The following is an 18,637-nucleotide window of genomic DNA, read 5'->3' as shown; positions in this document are numbered from 1 at the left end:
GTCGCTCCCCCTCATGAGTCACCCGGTCCAGCAGCAGCTCGCCGCCGCCGCGGACGCCAGCGAGCACCGGCCGCTGATCATCACGCTCTTCGGCCTCTTCGTCGTGGCGACGCTCGTCATCACCGTCTGGGCCGGCCGCCAGACCAAGAGCGCCTCCGACTTCTACGCGGGCGGCCGCCAGTTCAGCGGCTTCCAGAACGGTCTGGCGGTCTCCGGCGACTACATGTCCGCCGCGTCCTTCCTCGGGATCGCCGGCGCCATCGCGCTCTTCGGCTACGACGGCTTCCTGTACTCCATCGGCTTCCTGGTCGCCTGGCTGGTCGCGCTGCTGCTCGTCGCCGAGCCGCTGCGCAACTCCGGCCGGTACACGATGGGCGACGTCCTCGCGTACCGCATGCGCCAGCGGCCCGTCCGTACCGCCGCGGGCACCTCCACCATCGTGGTCTCGATCTTCTACCTGCTGGCGCAGATGGCCGGCGCGGGCGTGCTGGTCTCCCTGCTGCTCGGGATCACCAGCGACGCAGGGAAGATCGCCATCGTGGCGCTGGTCGGCCTGCTGATGATCGTGTACGTCACGATCGGCGGGATGAAGGGCACCACCTGGGTCCAGATGGTCAAGGCCGTGCTGCTCATCGCGGGCACCCTGCTGATCACCTTCCTGATCCTGTGGAAGTTCAGCTTCAACCTCTCCGACCTGCTGGGCACGGCGGCGAGCAACAGCGGCAAGGGCGCGGCCTTCCTGGAGCCCGGTCTCAAGTACGGCGCCACCGAGACGTCCAAGCTGGACTTCATCTCGCTGGGCATCGCGCTCGTCCTCGGCACGGCGGGGCTGCCGCACATCCTGATCCGCTTCTACACGGTGCCGACCGCCAGGGCCGCCCGCAAGTCGGTCATCTGGGCCATCGGCATCATCGGCGCCTTCTACCTGATGACCATCGTGCTCGGCTTCGGCGCGGCCGCCCTGCTCAAGCCCGGCGACATCATCGCCTCCAACAAGGCGGGCAATACGGCGGCGCCGCTGGCCGCCCTGGAGATCGGCGGCGGCGCCGACTCCACCGGGGGCGCGATCCTGCTCGCGGTGATCTCCGCGGTCGCCTTCGCCACCATCCTCGCGGTCGTCGCGGGACTGACCCTGGCGTCCTCGTCGTCGTTCGCGCACGACATCTACGCCAATGTCATCCGCAAGGGACAGGCGACCGAGAAGGAGGAGGTCCGCGCGGCCCGCTGGGCGACCGTCGCCATCGGCATCGTCTCCATCGCGCTCGGCGCCCTCGCCCGCGATCTGAACGTGGCCGGACTGGTCGCGCTCGCCTTCGCCGTCGCCGCCTCGGCCAATCTGCCGACGATCCTCTACAGCCTGTTCTGGAAGCGGTTCACCACCCAGGGCGCCCTGTGGTCGATCTACGGCGGTCTGGCCTCGTCCGTACTGCTGGTGCTGTTCTCACCGGTCGTCTCCGGCAAGCCCACCTCGATGTTCCCGGGTGTGGACTTCCACTTCTTCCCGCTGGAGAACCCGGGGCTGATCTCGATCCCGCTGGGCTTCCTGCTGGGCTGGCTGGGCACCGTGCTGTCGAAGGAGGAGCCGGACAAGGGCAAGTACGCCGAGCTGGAGGTCAAATCCCTGACCGGCACGGCGGCGCACTGACCCCCGGCGGCGCGCTGCCTCCCGAGAGCGCACCGCCTCGCCGGAGGGCCGCCCGCTGAAGCACAGCGGATTCTGTAGACGGTATACAGAATCAAGGCCGCATCGTAGAGTCCTACGATGCGGCCTTGCCGCTCCTCGTGACATACGGGCCCTGGCGATGTCATTCGTCTGACGTAGGCTCAACGTGTCGGATCCGATCAGGGAGGTGACCCGGAATGCTTGTCGACACCTTTGGTCGCATCGCCACCGACCTGCGCGTCTCGCTCACGGATCGATGCAATCTCAGGTGCACGTACTGCATGCCGGAAGAGGGCCTTCAGTGGCTCACCAAATCGGATCTGCTCAGCGACGACGAGATCGTCCGGCTGATCCGTATCGCCGTGACGCTGCTGGGCATCACGGAAGTCCGCTTCACCGGCGGTGAACCGCTGCTCAGGCCCGGTCTCGTCGGGATCGTGGAGCGCTGCGCGGCGCTGGAGCCGCGCCCTCGGATGTCGCTGACCACCAACGGCATCGGGCTCAAGCGGACGGCCGCCGCGCTGCGGACGGCCGGTCTCGACCGGGTCAATGTCTCGCTCGACACGCTGCGCCCCGACGTCTTCAAGGCCCTCACCCGCCGTGACCGGCACCAGGACGTGCTGGACGGACTGCGCGCGGCCCACGAGGCAGGGCTGACCCCGGTCAAGGTCAACACCGTCCTGATGCCGGGACTGAACGGCGACGAGGCCCCCGATCTGCTCGCCTGGGCCGTGGAGCACGACTACGAGCTGCGCTTCATCGAGCAGATGCCGCTCGACGCCCAGCACGGCTGGAAGCGCGACGGCATGATAACGGCCGGTGATGTCCTCGACTCGCTGCGCACGCGCTTCGCGCTCGCCGAGGAGGAGGACTCCGTACGGGGCTCGGCGCCCGCCGAGCGCTGGGTCGTGGACGGCGGCCCGCACCGCGTGGGCGTGATCGCGTCCGTCACCCGCCCGTTCTGCCAGTCCTGCGACCGTACGCGGCTGACCGCCGACGGACAGATCCGTACCTGCCTGTTCGCCCAGGAGGAGACGGACCTGCGGGGCGCGCTGCGCTCCGACGCGCCCGACGAGGAGATCGCCGCGCTCTGGAAGACGGCGATGTGGGGCAAGAAGGCCGGCTCCGGGCTGGACGATCCGGAGGCGTTCCTCCAGCCGGAGCGGCCGATGTCAGCGATCGGTGGCTGAGTTCCGCTCCCACTCGGTCAGTTCCACGACGTCCTTCAGGAAACCGCGCATCCCCAGGAACGAGGAGAGGTGCTCGCGGTGTTCGTCGCAGGCCAGCCAGGTCTTGCGGCGCTCGGGCGTGTGCAGCTTGGGGTTGTTCCAGGCGAGGACCCACACGGCGGGCGCGCGGCACCCCTTGGCGGAACAGACCGGGGCCTGGTCGCCGGCGGCGTCCTCCGGAGCGCCGGGAGAACCGGGGAGACCGGGAAAGCCGGGCAGGCCGGGAGAGCCGGGGGCATCGGGGGAGCCGGGGAAGTTCACCTGACCACCCTAAGACACATTCCGTCACCGGAAATGGCGACGCCGGGCAGCCACGGGGGGAGCTGCCCGGCGTCGGTCCGTCGCTCCGACGGGGGATGCGGAGCGCCTTTAAAGTATGTCACGGGCAACGGGGTGCCGTGCACCGGAACTTCACGATTGATCTGAGCTTTTCTTGAGCTTCGCGGAGTGTTACGGACCGCTTGGCCGGTCCCCTTCGGCGGCCGTGGGGCCGGTGTCCGCCACGGCAGGTTCCACAGGGGGCGCGATCATTCTACGGGCCGGTGGCGCGATATGGGTCGAGGGCAGCGAAGTGACGTTCTCCCGGCCCGCGTTGGCGATCACCACGGCCACGTACGGCAGCAGCACCCCCAGCACGAGCGTCACGATCGCGACCGGCCGTTCCACGTTCCACAGCGCCACGGTCGCGATCACCGCGAGCGTCCGTACGGACATCGAGATCACATACCGGCGCTGCCGGCCGCGCACATCCTCGGCGAGTCCCTGCCGGGCTCCCGTGATCCGGAAGACCTCCGTGCCGCCACGCTTCCGCACCACGTTCCCACCACCCGATTCTGTGCCGGACGCTCGCCGGAAGTCTCCCCGGACCGGACGTGGACAACGGTACGCCGGGGCCGCGGCGGCCACGAGAGCGGGGGCGGTCCCATCCTGTCCGCCACGTCGGCGTCCCGCCACGTACGGCGGTGTCCGACATGCGCCATATGGCGGAGCGCCCCAGACTGGCGGTCACGCGCACTTCGCGCCGCGTGAGGAGGCGACCATGAGCTGGTTGTGGGTCATCATCGTGGGTCTGGTGCTCGGCCTGCTCGCCCGGGCCATCATCCCGGGCAGGCAGCACATTCCGCTGTGGCTGACGATCCTGTGCGGCATCCTGGGCAGCTTCCTCGGCAACGCGGTCGCGGGCTGGATCGGTGTCGCGGACACCAAGGGCGTCGACTGGACCCGTCATGTGCTCCAGCTGATCGGGGCCATCGTCGTCGTCTTCTTCGGCAACATGCTCTGGACCTCGATCCGCGGCAACAAGCGGGGCAGCCGGCAGAGAGCCTGAACGGGGCGACGTCCCGGACGGCCCCGGCGCCTACCGGGCGGGACGGATACGACCGGGCACGCGTGCGCGTGCCCGGCCGTATCCGTACGGATCCCGGGTCAGCCCGCGGTGACCTCCACCGCGGCCAGGTTCCTCTTGCCCCTGCGCAGCACCAGCCAGCGGCCGTGCAGCAGCTCCGTACGGTCCGGTACCGCGTCGGCGTCGGAGACCTTGACGTTGTTCACGTAGGCTCCGCCCTCCTTGACCGTACGGCGGGCCGCCGACTTGCTCGGTGCCAGCCCCGTCTCGGCGAACAGGTCGGTCACCGACGCCGGCTCGGCGACCTCGGCGCGCGGCAGCTCGGAGAGCGCCGCGCTCAGCGTCGCCTCGTCGAGCTCATCCAGCTCACCCTGCCCGAACAGCGCCCGGGACGCCGCGACGACCGCCGCGCACTGACCGGCGCCGTGGACGAGTGTCGTCAGCTCCTCCGCCAGCGCCCGCTGGGCCGCGCGGGCCTGCGGACGCTCCGCGGTCGCCCGCTCCAGCTCCTCCAGCTCCGCCTGGCTCCTGAAGCTGAGGATGCGGCTGTACGCGGAGATGTCACGGTCGTCCACGTTCAGCCAGAACTGGTAGAACGCGTACGGCGTGGTCATCTCCGGGTCCAGCCAGACCGCCCCGCCCTCGGTCTTGCCGAATTTGGTGCCGTCCGCCTTCGTCATCAGCGGCGTCGCCAGCGCGTGCACGGTGGCGCCCGGCTCCAGGCGGTGGATCAGATCGAGACCGGCGGTCAGATTGCCCCACTGGTCGCTGCCGCCCTGCTGGAGGACACAGCCGTAGCGGCGGTACAGCTCCAGGAAGTCCATGCTCTGGAGCAGCTGGTAGCTGAACTCGGTGTAGCTGATGCCCTCGTCGGACTCCAGCCGGCGGGCGATGGAGTCCTTCGTGAGCATCTTGTTCACCCGGAAGTGCTTGCCGATGTCCCGCAGGAACTCGATCGCGGACAGCGACGCGGTCCAGTCCAGGTTGTTGACCATGGTCGCCGCGTTCGGACCCTCGAAGTCCAGGAACGGCTCGATCTGGGACCGCAGCCGCCGCACCCAGCCGGCGACCGTCTCCGGGTCGTTCAGCGTCCGCTCGGCGGTCGGCCGGGGGTCACCGATCTGCCCGGTGGCCCCGCCCACCAGCGCCAGCGGCCGGTGCCCCGCCCGCTGGAGCCTGCGTACGGTCAGCACCTGCACGAGGTGTCCGACATGCAGGCTCGGCGCCGTGGGATCGAAGCCGCAATAGAACGTGACGGGACCGTCCGCGAGCGCCTTGCGCAAAGCGTCCTCGTCAGTGGACTGGGCGAACAGCCCGCGCCACTTCAGCTCGTCGACGATGTCCGTCACGGTCGTCTCTCTCCTCGAACGGTTCACTGATATGTACTACCGGCCAGTGTATGGGGGTCATACACCCCGGCTGACCGAGCTCATATTGAAATCGGGGATACGCAGGGCGGGCGTCGCGGCCCGGGTGAACCAGTCGCTCCACTCGCGCGGCAGCGTCTTCTCCGTGCGTCCGGCCTCCGAGGCCCGCGACAGCAGATCGACCGGCGACTCGTTGAACCGGAAGTTGTTCACCTCGCCGACGACCTCGCCGTTCTCGACGAGATAGACGCCGTCCCTGGTCAGCCCGGTGAGCAGCAGCGTCGCCGGATCCACCTCGCGGATGTACCAGAGGCAGGTCAGCAGCAGCCCGCGCCCGGTGTCCGCGACCATCTCCTCCAGCGAACGCTCGCCCCCGCCCTCCAGCACCAGATTGCCGATGCCGGGCGCGACCGGCAGCCCGGTCAGCCCGGCGCTGTGCCGGGTGGTGATCAGATGCGCCAGCTCGCCGTCCCGCACCCAGTCCGTCGCCGCCAGCGGCAGACCGTTGTCGAAGACGGACGCGTCGTCCCCGGAGGAGTGCGCGATCACGAACGGCGCGGACTCCAGGCCCGGCTCGTGCGGATCGCTGCGCAGGGTCAGCGGCAGCTCGGAGAGCTTCTCGCCGACGCGGGTGCCGCCGCCGGGGCGGGAGAAGACCGTACGGCCCTCCGCCGCGTCACGGGCGGACGACGACCACAGCTGGTAGATCACCAGATCGGCCACGGCGGTCGGCGGCAGCAGCGTCTCGTACCGGCCCGCGGGCAGCTCGATCTTCCGCTCCGCCCAGACCAGCCGCTGTGCCAGCTCGGCATCGAGGGAGGCCGGGTCCACGTCCTTGAAGTCGCGGGTGGACCGGCCGGCCCAGGCCGACCGGGTGCGGTCGGGCGACTTGGCGTTCAGCTCCAGCGTCCCGCTGGGCTGGTCGTGGCGCAGCCGTACGCCCGTGGACGTACCGAGATAGGTCGAGGTCAGCTCGTGGTTGGCGAACCCGTACAGCTCACGGCCGCCGGCGCGGGCACGGGCGAACGACTCACCGAGCGCGGGCGCGAAGTCCGCGAAGACGGCGGAGGTGGTCTCGGCGGGCGCGTCGGTGAAGTCCCCGGACACCTGCCCGCCACCGACCAGGGGCCGCGCGTCCTCGGCGGGCCCGGCCGCGCGCGCGGCGGCCTCGGCGGCCCGTACGAGCGGCTCCAGATCAGCGGCGGTGACGGCGGAGCGCGACACCACACCGGACGCGGTGCCCTGCGAGCCGTCGACGGTCGCGATGACGGTGAGCGTCCGGCCCCGGGTGACCCCGTTGGTGGTCAGCGCGTTGCCCGCCCAGCGCAGATTGGCCGAGGACTGCTCATCGGCGATGACCACGCAGCCGTCGGCGGTGGACAGTTCGAGGGCGCGCTCGACGATCTCGTGCGGCTTGCTGACAGAGCTGGTGGTCATCGTCCGGCCTCCTGCGTGGTGTTCAGACTGTGCTGTCCCGGGGGCCGCCCCCCGGACCCCCGGCCGATAGCGGTCGTCCCGCTCATCGTCCCGCCTCCTGCGTGGTGTTCAGAATGTTGACGCCGCGGAACAGGGCGGAGGGGCAGCCGTGCGAGACCGCCGCCACCTGTCCCGGCTGGGCCTTGCCGCAGTTGAAGGCGCCGCCCAGCACATATGTCTGCGGTCCGCCGACCGCCTCCATCGAGCCCCAGAAGTCCGTGGTCGTCGCCTGGTACGCGACATCGCGCAGCTGGCCCGCCAGCTTGCCGTTCTCGATACGGAAGAAGCGCTGCGCCGTGAACTGGAAGTTGTAGCGCTGCATGTCGATCGACCACGACCGGTCGCCGACCACATAGATCCCGCGCTCCACCCCGCCGATCAGATCGTCCGTGCTCAGCCCGCCCGGATCCGGCCGCAGCGACACGTTCGCCATGCGCTGGACGGGCACATGGCCCGGCGAGTCCGCGTACGCGCAGCCGTTGGAGCGGCCGAGGCCGGTGAGCTTCGCGATCCTGCGGTCCAGCTGGTAGCCGACGAGCGTGCCGTCCTTGACCAGGTCCCACGACTGCGCCTCGACGCCCTCGTCGTCGTACCCGATGGTGGCGAGACCGTGCTCCGCGGTCCTGTCTCCCGTCACGTTCATCACCGAGGAGCCGTACGCCAACTTCCCCAGCTGGTCGAACGTGGCGAACGAGGTCCCGGCGTACGCCGCCTCGTACCCCAGCGCCCGGTCCAGCTCGGTGGCGTGGCCGATCGACTCGTGAATCGTCAGCCACAGGTTGGACGGGTCGACGACCAGGTCGTACGTGCCCGCCTCGACGCTCGGCGCGCGCATCTTCTCGGCGAGCAGCCCGGGGATGCGCTCCAGCTCGGCGTCCCAGTCCCAGCCGGTCCCGGTGAGGTACTCCCAGCCCCGGCCGACGGGCGGGGCGATCGTGCGCATCGAGTCGAACTCGCCGCTCTCGCCGTCCACCGCCACGGCGGTGAGCTGCGGATGCAGCCTGACGCGCTGCTGGGTGGTGACCGTGCCCGCGGTGTCCGCGTAGAACTTGTTCTCATGGACGGTGAGCAGCGAGGCGTCCACATGCGCGACGCCCCCGGCCCGCAGCAGCCGCCCGCTCCACTCCGCCAGGAGCCCGGTCTTCTCCTCGTCGGGCACCTCGAACGGGTCGATCTCGTACGCCGACACCCATGTCTTCTCGGCGTGCACCGGCTCCTCGGCCAGCTCGACCCGCTCGTCCGAGCCGGCGGCGGCGATCACCTTCGCGGACAGCCTGGCCATCGCCACGGCCTGTCCCGCGACCCGCGCCGCCGCGTCCATGGAGAGATCGACCCCGGACGCGAAGCCCCAGGCACCTCCGTGCACCACCCGGACCGCGTAACCGAGATCCGTGGTGTCCGACGAGCCTGCGGGCTTGCCGTCCCGCAGCCGCAGGGCCGCGCCGCGCACCCGCTCGAAGCGGAAGTCGGCATGATCGGCGCCGAGCGCCCGCGCCCTGGCGAGCGCGGCGTCGGCGAGCGCCCGCAGCGGCAGCGCCGTGAAGGCTTCGTCGATGGAATGAGGCACTGATGTCTCCTGTCGTCGAGACTGGTCGACCTGATCATGTCGCGTCGGCGGGCCCTTGCCCACCACTTTCTGTAGGGATCCAACAGGGTCGTCACCGAGGCGCTGTCAGAGGTCGATTCTCCGCGAGAGGCACGGTACCGATAGGTTTTCGACGTACCAGACAGCTGGAAGACCGCTAGGGAAAGGCCCATCCGTTGAGCCGCTCGGTTCTCGTTACCGGAGGAAACCGGGGCATCGGCCTCGCCATCGCCCGCGCCTTCGCCGAAAACGGTGACAAGGTCGCCATCACATACCGGTCCGGCGAGCCGCCGCGGGCCCTGACGGAGCTGGGCTGCCTGGCGGTCCGTTGCGACATCACGGACAGCGAACAGGTGGAGCAGGCCTACAAGGAGATCGAGGAGAAGCACGGTCCCGTGGAGGTGCTGGTGGCCAACGCCGGTATCACCAAAGACCAGTTGCTGATGCGGATGTCCGAGGAGGACTTCGCCTCGGTGCTCGACACCAACCTCACCGGCACCTTCCGGGTCGTCAAGCGCGCCAACCGCGCCATGCTGCGCGCCAAGAAGGGCCGGGTCGTCCTGATCTCCTCGGTGGTCGGGCTGCTCGGCTCGGCGGGGCAGGCCAACTACGCGGCCTCCAAGGCCGGTCTGGTCGGTTTCGCCCGCTCCCTCGCCCGCGAACTGGGCTCGCGGAACATCACCTTCAATGTCGTCGCGCCCGGCTTCGTCGACACCGACATGACGAAGGTGCTCACCGACGAGCAGCGCGCGGGCATCGTCTCGCAGGTACCGCTCGGCCGCTACGCGCAGCCGGAGGAGATCGCCGCCACGGTGCGGTTCCTCGCCTCCGACGACGCCTCGTACATCACTGGAGCCGTCATTCCCGTTGACGGCGGATTGGGCATGGGTCACTGATCACATGAGTGGAATCCTCGCCGGCAAGCGCATTCTGGTCACGGGTGTTCTCACCGAGTCCTCCATCGCCTTCCACGCCGCCAAGGTGGCGCAGGAGGAGGGCGCGGAGGTCATCCTCACCGGCTTCGGCCGGCTCACGCTCGTCGAGCGCATCGCGAAGCGGCTGCCCAAGCCCGCCCCGGTCATCGAGCTGGACGTCACCAACCAGGAGCACCTGGACGGGCTGGCCGACCGGGTCCGGGAGATCCAGGGCGAGAGCGGCGCCGGGCTCGACGGCATCGTGCACTCGATCGCCTTCGGCCCGCAGGGCGCCTTCAACTTCCTTGAGGGCACCTGGGAGGACGTCGGCACCGCGGTGCAGGTCTCCGCGTACTCGCTGAAGTCGCTGACGATGGCCTGTCTGCCGCTGATGGGGCGCGGCGGCTCGGTCGTCGGGCTGACCTTCGACGCGCAGGTGGCCTGGCCCAAGTACGACTGGATGGGTGTCGCCAAGGCGGCGCTCGAATCCACCAACCGCTATCTCGCCCGTGACCTCGGGGCGCGGAACGTCCGCTGCAACCTGATCTCGGCCGGTCCCATCAAGTCGATGGCCGCGAAGTCCATCCCGGGCTTCGAGGAGCTGGCGGACGTGTGGAACCACCGGGCCCCGATCGGCTGGGACCTGTCGGACCCGGAGCCGGCCGGGCGCGGCGTCGTCGGTCTGCTGTCGGACTTCTTCCCGAAGACCACGGGCGAGATCGTCCATGTCGACGGTGGCGTGCACATGATGGGCGCCTGACGCCCGTACCGTTCGCGTACCCCGGAAGCCGCGTGACCGTCCAGGAGGCGGCGCGCGGCTTCCGTGCGTGACGTGCGTGACCTGCGGGACGTGCGGGACGTGCGGGACGTGCGGGCCGCGTCCGCCCGAGTCGAAAAGAGCGGCGACGCACCGCACACTGAGCGAACCGGGATCACCCGGTCACCGTGGGGGAGGGGGCGAGGAGGTGTGTGCGCATGCGCCCGCAGCGTCGCCGTACGACCGTGCTCACCACAGCGTTCACGACAGCCGCTCTGCTCACGACGGGACTCGCGGTCGCCCTGACCGGCGTGCCGAGCGCCGGAGCCGTCGCGAAGCGCGGCGACCCCGACCGCTTCCACGCCTCCTGCCGTACGACGACAGAGGGCTCGCGGGCCACCGCGTACTGCCACAACCCGTATCCCGAGACCGACCGGATCCGGCTGCACGTGGAGTGCGCGCGCTGGTGGGACATCGACGCCGACAGCGCGCCCGTGGATGTCGGACCGGCCGGATACGCCGAGCTGACGGACCGGTGCTGGAAGGAGATACGCGAGGTATGGGTCACCCATGAGCGGCCCTGAGGAGCCCTGAGGAGCCCTGAGGCGCCTCGCGCGTACCAGGCGCGGGCGGTTGCGGCTCAGACCCGTTCCCCCAGGCAGCCGAGGCCATGGCTCGCGGCCTCCGCCCCCGCCGTCTCCACGTCGCCCGCCCGGATCGCCGCCACCAGCCGCGCGTGGTCCATATGGTTCTCCGGCCGCAGCTCCCGCCCCACGTTGTCGCGGAGCTGGTCGCGCAGCAGATGGCCCAGGTCCGCGTAGACCGCGGTCAGCACATCGTTGTGCGAGGCCGCGACGACCGCCATGTGCAGGCTCGCGTCGGCCATGACGAACACCTCCGCGTCGCCCGAGGCCCAGGCCTCCTCGCGCCGGGCGAGCAGCGTGTCCAGCTGGCGCAGATCCCGTTCCGTGCGCCGCCGCGCCGCCATCCGCGCGGCGGACGACTCCAGCGTGGAGCGCAGCTCGACGACATGCCTCGGATCGGCGGTCGCGAACCTGCGGTGCATCACCCCCGCCAGCTCGCTGGTCGCGACGACATACGTCCCCGAGCCCTGCCGGATGTCCAGCAGCCCGTTGTGGGCGAGGGCGCGCACCGCCTCGCGGACGGTGTTACGGGCCACACCGAGCAGCTCGACCAGTTCCGGTTCGGTGGGGATACGTGAGCCCACCGGCCATTCGCCCGAGGTGATCTGATTCCGCAGCTCGGTGATCACTTGATCGGAGAGCGCGGAGCGGCGGGGGGAGTTCAGCGGCATGGTGCTCCTCGTCCGTGGACAACCAATCATCCCATGATTCTATGATGGCTCCATGTCCGACGAGCCGCAGACACAGATACAGCGGATACAGCCGCCACCGCCACCACAGGCCCCCGGGTCGCCGGCGCTCACGAAATCCCCGAGCCGGACCCCGTCCACGCGCCCGTCCCCGAACGCTTCCCTGGCCGCGTCCGCCGACTTCCCAGGCCCACGGACCGGGGTCTGGTTCACGCGGCTTCTCGTCGTCGGGCTCGTCCTCGCCGCCCTCAATCTCCGCCCCGCCATCACCAGCCTCGGCGCGCTGCTCGAAGAGGTACGGGACGGACTGCACATGAGCGGCAGCGTCGCGGGTGTCCTCACCTCCGTACCACCGTTCTGTTTCGCGGTCTTCGGCTTCGCCGCGCCCCGGCTGGCCCGGCGTTTCGGCCCCGGCGCGGTCGTCTGCGCGGGCATGGTGGCGATCACGGCGGGGCTGCTGATCCGTCCCTTCACCGGCGGCACGGCCGGCTTCCTCGCGGCGAGCGCGGTCGCGCTCATGGGGATCGCCGTCAGCAATGTGCTGATGCCGGTGATCGTCAAGCGGTACTTCCCCGACCGTGTCGGCACGATGACCGGGCTGTACTCGATGGCGCTCGCGCTCGGCACGGCGCTCGCGGCCGCCGTGACCGTCCCCATGACCGAGGCGCTGGGCGGCAGTTGGCGGACGGGGCTCGGCGCGTGGGCCGTACTCGCCGCTCTGGCGGTACTGCCCTGGCTCGGTCTCGTACGCGAGCGCGGCACCTCCGCGTCGCTCTCGCCGTCGTCTTCCGCGTCGCACGGGGCCGCTGTCCCGGCCCGAGCCCCGGCGTCGGCGTTGAGACTCGGCCGCAGCCGTACCGCCTGGGCGCTCGCCTGTTTCTTCGGCCTCCAGGCCACCGGCGCCTACATCACCATGGGCTGGATGCCGCAGATCTTCCGCGACGCGGGGATCTCGGCGGGCACGGCCGGGCTGCTGCTCGCCGTGATCATGGTGATGGGGGTGCCACTGGCCTTCGTGATCCCACGGACGGCCGCGCGCATGAAGAACCAGGGCCCGATCGTCATCGCCCTGGGGCTGTGCGGACTGAGCGCCTACGCGGGCCTGTACTTCGCCCCGGCCGAGGGCGCCTGGGTCTGGGCCGTACTGCTGGGCGTCTCGAACTGCTCCTTCCCGCTCGCCCTCACCATGATCGGCATGCGCTCCAGGACCGGCGCGGGCGTCGTACGGCTCTCCGCCTTCGCCCAGAGCACCGGCTACCTGATCTCGATCCCGGGCCCGCTGCTGGTGGGAGTGCTGTACCAGCACACCGGCGGCCCCGGGCTGCCGATCGCGCTGATGGCGGCGTTCCTGCTGCCGCAGATGGTGGCGGGCATCCTGGCGGGCAGGGACCGGACGATAGAGGACGAGGCGCGGATGCGAGACTGACCGTATGCCAGTACTTGACCCGAACCCCCAGAACGGCCAGCGGAAGCTGCTTCTCGTCTTCGGCGCGATCATCGGCATCATGGTGATCATCGGAATCATCGCTTCCATCGCCAGCCCGTGACGGGTGCGCCTGACGCCCGGGTGCGGTCTTTCCGGAGGCGAACCGAGCCCTTGGACGATGGTGGGGCTAGCACCACCATCCCCTAGGGGGCCAGGGTCAGGGTCGAGTGGGTGGCTCACCGGATGGGACCCGGGGGCCAAGATCCGTAGGTTTGAGGTACCTCGACAACCGCAGACCTACGGAGGCGGCCATGCCGGCCCGAACCCGCTCCCGGTCCCACTCACGCGCCTCCTCCGACAGCGTCGAGATCCGGCTGCCGTGGTGGTCCATGGCGCTGCCGGTCGCCGCCTTCGTCGCGCTGTTCCTGCTGATGACGGGGCCCGGCCAGGCACATGCCGCGACCGACGGCCCCACGATGAGCCGGATTCTGGAGCACATCCATCTGACCTTGGGCCGGTAGTACGGGACCGTCGCCCGGCGCGTTCACCCGTGCTGGGGCCGTGCGTCAACACCCTGCGCCCTATGGCGCGTTTCGTGCGAAGCTGGGATGCATGAGCGTCGATACAGCCCGCAGGATCGTCCTACTCAGGCACGCGAAGGCCGACTGGCCGGATGTGGCCGACCATGAACGACCGCTTGCCGAGCGTGGCCGCGCGGATGCCGCTGTGGCCGGCCGCCGACTGGCGGAGACCGGTATCGCCATCGACCTGGCTCTCTGTTCGACCTCGCTCAGGACCCGCGAGACCTGGAAGCTGGCCGTGCAGGAGCTGCCGCAGCGCCCCAGGACCAGTTATGAGGAGCGGCTCTACGACGCCACCCTCGGTGATCTTCTCGCGCTGCTGAACGAGACGCCCGACGAGGTGAACGATCTGCTACTCGTCGGTCACAACCCGGGTATGCACGCCCTGGGTGACGCGCTCTCGGGCGCGGGGGAGGGTGACACCATCGCCCGGATGACCAGGACCGGCTTCGCGACCTCGGCCTTCGCCGTGATCGTCTTCAATGGCAGCTGGAAGTCGGTGGAGCACGGCGTGGGCAAGCTCGTCGATTTCTGGAGCCCGCACGACTGACCCGGCCAGGCCGTACAACTGTCCGTTCACGTTCATGGAGTCACGTACGCGGAAAGGCCCCGGTCACGTCTGCCGAGTGCGTGACGTGACCGGGGCCTTCCCGCGTGCGGGCCGCCGTAGTCGGTGCGGGTGACCGTGGGCTGTGGGGGCGGCCGTGGTCAGTCGTCCTCGCCGTCCGCCGCCTCGACCTCTTCCCTGGTGATGCCCAGCAGATAGAGCACGGTGTCCAGGAACGGCACGTTCACCGCCGTGTGGGCGGCCTCGCGGACGACGGGCTTCGCGTTGAAGGCGACGCCGAGCCCCGCCGCGTTCAGCATGTCGAGATCGTTCGCGCCGTCGCCGATCGCGACGGTCTGCGCCAGCGGCACCCCCGCCTCGGCGGCGAACCGGCGCAGCAGCCGGGCCTTGCCCGCGCGGTCCACTATCTCGCCGACCACACGTCCGGTGAGCTTTCCGTCCACGATCTCCAGCGTGTTGGCGGCGGCGAAGTCCAGCCCGAGCTGTTCCCGGAGGGCGTCGGTGACCTGGGTGAATCCACCGGAGACGACCCCGACTTGGTAGCCGAGCCGCTTGAGCGTACGGATCAGGGTGCGGGCGCCGGGGGTGAGTCTGACCTCGGCTCGTACCTTCTCCACGACCGACGCGTCCAGCCCGGCCAGCAGCGCCACCCTGGCGTGCAGGGACTGCTCGAAGTCCAGCTCCCCCAGCATCGCCCTGGAGGTGACCTCGGCGACCTCGGCCTCGCAGCCGGCGTGGGCCGCGAAGAGTTCGATGACCTCGTCCTGGATCAGGGTCGAGTCGACATCCATCACCACCAGCCGCTGGGCCCGGCGGTGCAGTCCGGCCGAGACGACGGCGACATCGACGCCGATCTCGGATCCGGTGGTGGCCAGCGCGGTGCGCAGCGGTTCCGTCTCCACCCCGGACACCGCGAACTCCACGGCGGTGACCGGATATTTCGCCAGCCGGAAGATCCGGTCGATATTGCCGCCGGTCCCGGTGATGCTGGCCGCTATGACCGCCGTCGACTCCGCGGTCAGGGGGTTGCCGAGCACGGTGACATGGGAACGGCCGCTGCCGCGCGGCCGGTTGTCACCGGTGCCCGAGATGATCTCGGCCTGGAGCTTGAGCGATTCCGTCCAGCTGTGCACGGTCGCGCGCAGTGCGCCCTCGCTGGTGCCGCCCGCGGTCGGCGCGGTGATCAGCGCGCACAGCACGATCCGGCCACGGGTGACGACCTGCTCGATGTCGATCACATCGACGGAGTAGGCGGCGAGGGTGTCGAAGAGCCCGGCGGTGATCCCGGGGCGGTCCTTCCCGAAGATCTTGACGAGAAGGGTGGGGACGTCTGCGGTCCGAGGGGGCTGCGATGCGCTCATGGTGCTTCCACCGTATCGGCCCCGCCGCCGATGCGCGCTGTCTGTCCCGCGTACCGGACAGTGCGCGGAACGGGGTCGCCCGAGGGTCTGTGACGGTGGCGTGAAGTCGGCGTACGGCCGGTGGCCACGGGGCGTACGCGGGCTGAAGGCGGCCATGTCACCCCCTCGCGCGCTGTTACGAGCTTGTGCCGGTATCGACAAGGCCCGGTTTTCAAACCTGGCTGCGCGCCTGAAATAGTTCCCCCCGATGTTCGCCATCCCTAGACTCCCTGCGACGGGGGAAAACGGGGGACAACAAGTGGGGCATGGAGTGCCGGAACTCGTACTGGAATTGAACGGAAGGACCTGGACGCTCGACCCGTCCAGGACATACACCCTCGGCCGTGATCCCCAGGGTGACCTGGTGGTCGACGACGCCAGGGTCTCGTGGCGGCATGCCACCATCAGGTGGGGGGACCGCGGTTGGGGCATCGAGGACCACGGCAGCACCAACGGCACGTATGTGCAGGGCCAGCGCATCCAGCAGACCGAGATCGGTCCCGGCTCCGCCGTCCATCTCGGCAACGCGACCGACGGGCCCCGGCTGAACCTCACCGGCGCGGCGGCGCGGCAGCAGGTCCCGGCTCAGCAGCAGGTCCCGGCGCCGCAGGCGCCGCAGCAGCAGGGGTGGCAGCAACAGGACTGGCCGCAGGCCCCGTACCAGGGACAGCAGCCCCAGCAGCACCAAGCCCACGTACACCACCAGGGTCAGCGGCAGGAGCAGCAGCCGGGACACCACAACGCGCAGCAGCAGCAGCAGCAGCAACAGCAGCAACAGCATCAGGCGCAGGCGCCGCGGCAGGAGCACATACCTGCCCAGCAGCACGGTCACGTACCGCACCAGCGGGGCGCGGGGGCCCCGTCGGCGCACGGCGACCGCAGCCCGACCACCTTCCACCAGTTCTCCCTCGGCCGGGTCATGCGCATCGGCCGTGCGCTGGAGAACGAGTTGGTCGTCTCCGACCTCCAGGTCTCGCGTCTGCACGCCGAGTTCACGGCGACGCCCGACGGCCGCTTCGAGATCCGTGACCTCGGGTCCCACAACGGCACCTACGTCAACGGCCAGCCGATCGCCAAGTCAGGCACCGTACTGCTCGGCCCGAACGACATCGTCGGTGTCGGCCACTCCACCTTCCGCCTCGTCGGGGACCGCCTCGAAGAGTTCGTCGACACCGGTGAGGTCTCCTTCTCCGCCCGTCATCTCACGGTGACGGTCGACGGCGGCAAGCAGATCCTCAAGGACGTCTCCTTCGGCGTCCCGGAGAAGTCGCTGATCGCGGTCATCGGCCCCTCGGGCTCCGGCAAGTCCACCCTGCTCAAGGCGCTCACCGGCTACCGCCCCGCCGACCAGGGCGAAGTCCTCTACGACAACCGGAATCTGTACAAGCAGTTCGCCGAGCTGCGCCAGCGCATCGGTCTGGTCCCGCAGGACGACATCCTGCACAAGGAACTGACCGTGAAGAAGGCGCTCAAGTACGCCGCCAAGCTCCGCTTCCCCGGTGACACCGCCGAGGCCGAGCGCGAGGCCAGGATCGGTGAGGTCCTCGGCGAGCTGAAGCTCGACATCCACAAGGACAAGAAGATCACCTCGCTCTCCGGCGGCCAGCGCAAGCGCGTCTCCGTCGCCCTGGAGCTGCTCACCAAGCCGTCGCTGATCTTCCTGGACGAGCCGACCTCCGGCCTCGACCCGGGCATGGACCGCGATGTCATGCAGCTGCTGCGCGGTCTCGCCGACGACGGCCGTACGGTCCTGGTCGTCACCCACTCCGTCGCCGAGCTGGCGAGCTGCGACAAACTGCTCGTGATGGCGCCGGGCGGCTCGGTGGCGTACTTCGGGCCGCCCGAGGAAGCGCTCAACTTCTTCGGCTACGGCACCTGGGCCGATGTGTTCTCCGCGTTCGAGAACTACCGCGACTATGACTGGGCGGGCCGCTGGCGCGGCTCGCAGCACTACCAGATGTACGCCGCCGACATCGACGCCGTCGCCGCGCAGTCCGTGGCCCTGCCCACGGCGCAGCAGATGCGCCCGCCGAAGCCGCAGAGCTGGGGATCGCAGCTGTGGACGCTGATCCGCCGCTATGTCTCGGTGATCGCGTCCGACAAGGGCTTCATGGGGCTGATGGTGGTCCTGCCCGCCGTGCTCGGTGTGGTCAGCGTCGTCATCCCGGCGAAGTTCGGCCTCGGCCCGCCCGAGGCACCCGCCCGGTTCAACGGCGCCGCGGGCACGATCCTGCTGGTCCTCACGGTCGGCATGTGCTTCTCGGGCGCGGCCAACTCCGTACGTGAGCTGATCAAGGAGCGGGTGATCTACGAACGGGAACGGGCCACCGGCCTCTCCCGCTCCGCCTATCTGATGTCCAAGGTCATCACCCTCGGGGTGATCACCGCCGTCCAGGGCGTGATCATCTGCGGTATCGGATTCACGCCCCGAGTGCTGCCCGCCGAGGGCCTGATCCTGCCGCCCGCGGTCGAGATGTGCCTCGTGGTGATCGCCCTCGGCATCACCTCGATGATGTTCGGCCTGGTCATCTCCTCGCTGGTGAAGACCGCCGAGAAGACGATGCCGCTGCTGGTCATGTTCGCGATCGTCCAGATCGTCTTCACCGGCATCCTCTTCCAGGTCTACGACTCACCGGGCCTGGAGCAGTTCGCCTGGCTGATGCCGTCGCGCTGGGCCATCGCGGCCGCGGGCACCACGCTCGACCTCTCCACGCTGATGGCGCCCTGGGACACGGACGACCCCACCAACGTGGACCCGCTGTGGGAGCACGCGGCGAGCCAGTGGGCCATCGACATCTCGGCCCTGCTGTTCATCGGCGTCGTCTGCGGTGTCGCGGTGTCGCGTCTGCTGCGCCGCCACGAGCCGGAGGTCATGCGCAAGTAGTCGCCCGTAGTCGCCGCACGGTCACAGCGGACCGGGTACGCGCACGCCGAAGGGCGGCACCCCTGTGCGGGGTGCCGCCCTCCGGCGTTCTCCGGTGGTGGTGCGCCTC

At 69.8% G+C, this 18,637-nt stretch carries 18 protein-coding genes; 11 read left to right on the top strand and 7 right to left on the bottom strand.

Features of this window, described 5'->3' with window-relative positions:
- Positions 1–13: 13 nt before the first annotated feature.
- Together ACZ7LS_RS32570 and moaA are read left to right on the top strand one after the other, a co-directional pair.
- On the top strand, positions 14–1,645 hold the full coding sequence (locus ACZ7LS_RS32570) for a solute symporter family protein (RefSeq protein ID WP_382529173.1): 1,632 nt from the start codon (positions 14–16) through the stop codon (positions 1,643–1,645).
- Positions 1,646–1,860: 215 nt separating this feature from the next.
- Positions 1,861–2,853, top strand: coding sequence for a GTP 3',8-cyclase MoaA (gene moaA, locus ACZ7LS_RS32565; protein WP_382674368.1), 993 nt, complete (start codon positions 1,861–1,863; stop codon positions 2,851–2,853).
- On the opposite strand, the gene ACZ7LS_RS32560 is transcribed toward moaA, so the two are convergent.
- Together ACZ7LS_RS32560 and ACZ7LS_RS32555 are read right to left on the bottom strand one after the other, a co-directional pair.
- Positions 2,836–3,111: a hypothetical protein gene (locus ACZ7LS_RS32560; RefSeq protein WP_382529170.1), complete on the bottom strand. Its 276-nt coding sequence runs from the start codon at positions 3,109–3,111 to the stop codon at positions 2,836–2,838. The two genes, moaA and ACZ7LS_RS32560, sit on opposite strands and share 18 nt — an antisense overlap.
- A gap of 231 nt (positions 3,112–3,342) precedes the next feature.
- Positions 3,343–3,705, bottom strand: coding sequence for a DUF3099 domain-containing protein (locus ACZ7LS_RS32555; protein WP_382529167.1), 363 nt, complete (start codon positions 3,703–3,705; stop codon positions 3,343–3,345).
- 226 nt (positions 3,706–3,931) lie between these two features.
- Here ACZ7LS_RS32555 and ACZ7LS_RS32550 point away from each other — a divergent pair, with 226 nt between their 5' ends.
- Positions 3,932–4,219 (top strand): GlsB/YeaQ/YmgE family stress response membrane protein, encoded by a 288-nt coding sequence (locus ACZ7LS_RS32550; protein ID WP_382674365.1) that lies wholly within the window; start codon positions 3,932–3,934, stop codon positions 4,217–4,219.
- Positions 4,220–4,317: 98 nt separating this feature from the next.
- On the opposite strand, the gene tyrS is transcribed toward ACZ7LS_RS32550, so the two are convergent.
- The 3 genes from tyrS to ACZ7LS_RS32535 form a co-directional block, all read right to left on the bottom strand.
- On the bottom strand, positions 4,318–5,586 hold the full coding sequence (gene tyrS / locus ACZ7LS_RS32545) for a tyrosine--tRNA ligase (RefSeq protein ID WP_382529055.1): 1,269 nt from the start codon (positions 5,584–5,586) through the stop codon (positions 4,318–4,320).
- Positions 5,587–5,643: 57 nt separating this feature from the next.
- On the bottom strand, positions 5,644–7,041 hold the full coding sequence (locus ACZ7LS_RS32540) for a metallopeptidase TldD-related protein (RefSeq protein ID WP_385135388.1): 1,398 nt from the start codon (positions 7,039–7,041) through the stop codon (positions 5,644–5,646).
- An 82-nt stretch (positions 7,042–7,123) separates the two neighbouring features.
- A complete protein-coding gene (locus ACZ7LS_RS32535) occupies positions 7,124–8,647 on the bottom strand; it encodes a TldD/PmbA family protein (RefSeq protein ID WP_382529049.1) in 1,524 nt (507 codons plus the stop codon).
- Positions 8,648–8,841: 194 nt separating this feature from the next.
- Between ACZ7LS_RS32535 and fabG the strand changes: the two genes are divergently transcribed.
- From fabG to ACZ7LS_RS32520, 3 genes are all read left to right on the top strand, one after another.
- Positions 8,842–9,561, top strand: coding sequence for a 3-oxoacyl-[acyl-carrier-protein] reductase (fabG, locus tag ACZ7LS_RS32530; protein WP_030353794.1), 720 nt, complete (start codon positions 8,842–8,844; stop codon positions 9,559–9,561).
- Between the two features lie 4 nt (positions 9,562–9,565).
- Positions 9,566–10,339 (top strand): enoyl-ACP reductase FabI, encoded by a 774-nt coding sequence (fabI, locus tag ACZ7LS_RS32525; protein WP_382529046.1) that lies wholly within the window; start codon positions 9,566–9,568, stop codon positions 10,337–10,339.
- Between the two features lie 215 nt (positions 10,340–10,554).
- Positions 10,555–10,920, top strand: a complete 366-nt coding sequence (locus ACZ7LS_RS32520) for a hypothetical protein (protein WP_385135386.1) — start codon at positions 10,555–10,557, stop codon at positions 10,918–10,920.
- Between the two features lie 56 nt (positions 10,921–10,976).
- Here ACZ7LS_RS32520 and ACZ7LS_RS32515 read toward each other — a convergent pair whose 3' ends face one another.
- Positions 10,977–11,651 carry a FadR/GntR family transcriptional regulator gene (locus ACZ7LS_RS32515; RefSeq protein ID WP_382529040.1) on the bottom strand — a complete coding sequence of 225 codons (675 nt, stop codon included), beginning with the start codon at positions 11,649–11,651 and terminating at the stop codon, positions 10,977–10,979.
- A 52-nt stretch (positions 11,652–11,703) separates the two neighbouring features.
- Between ACZ7LS_RS32515 and ACZ7LS_RS32510 the strand changes: the two genes are divergently transcribed.
- The 4 genes from ACZ7LS_RS32510 (at position 11,704) to ACZ7LS_RS32495 (ending at position 14,226) form a co-directional block, all read left to right on the top strand.
- Entirely contained in the window at positions 11,704–13,095 is a 1,392-nt protein-coding gene (locus ACZ7LS_RS32510; protein WP_385135385.1) for a CynX/NimT family MFS transporter, read from the top strand.
- Positions 13,096–13,099: 4 nt separating this feature from the next.
- A complete protein-coding gene (locus ACZ7LS_RS32505; protein ID WP_129769705.1) occupies positions 13,100–13,216 on the top strand; it encodes an SGM_5486 family transporter-associated protein in 117 nt (38 codons plus the stop codon).
- Between the two features lie 190 nt (positions 13,217–13,406).
- Positions 13,407–13,616, top strand: a complete 210-nt coding sequence (locus ACZ7LS_RS32500) for a hypothetical protein (RefSeq protein ID WP_382529034.1) — start codon at positions 13,407–13,409, stop codon at positions 13,614–13,616.
- Between the two features lie 91 nt (positions 13,617–13,707).
- Positions 13,708–14,226: a SixA phosphatase family protein gene (locus ACZ7LS_RS32495; RefSeq protein WP_382529031.1), complete on the top strand. Its 519-nt coding sequence runs from the start codon at positions 13,708–13,710 to the stop codon at positions 14,224–14,226.
- Positions 14,227–14,384: 158 nt separating this feature from the next.
- Here the strand turns inward: ACZ7LS_RS32495 and serB are convergent, their stop codons facing one another.
- The gene (gene serB, locus ACZ7LS_RS32490) at positions 14,385–15,605 is read right to left on the bottom strand and encodes a phosphoserine phosphatase SerB (protein WP_385135383.1); all 1,221 of its coding nucleotides are present in this window, start codon (positions 15,603–15,605) and stop codon (positions 14,385–14,387) included.
- Between the two features lie 298 nt (positions 15,606–15,903).
- On the opposite strand from serB, the gene ACZ7LS_RS32485 reads away from it, so the two are divergent.
- Positions 15,904–18,528 (top strand): ABC transporter ATP-binding protein/permease, encoded by a 2,625-nt coding sequence (locus ACZ7LS_RS32485; protein WP_385135381.1) that lies wholly within the window; start codon positions 15,904–15,906, stop codon positions 18,526–18,528.
- Positions 18,529–18,637 lie beyond the last annotated feature (109 nt).

Source organism: Streptomyces sp. NPDC039430 (assembly GCF_055639435.1).
This window is presented reverse-complemented; position numbering and strand designations above follow the sequence as displayed.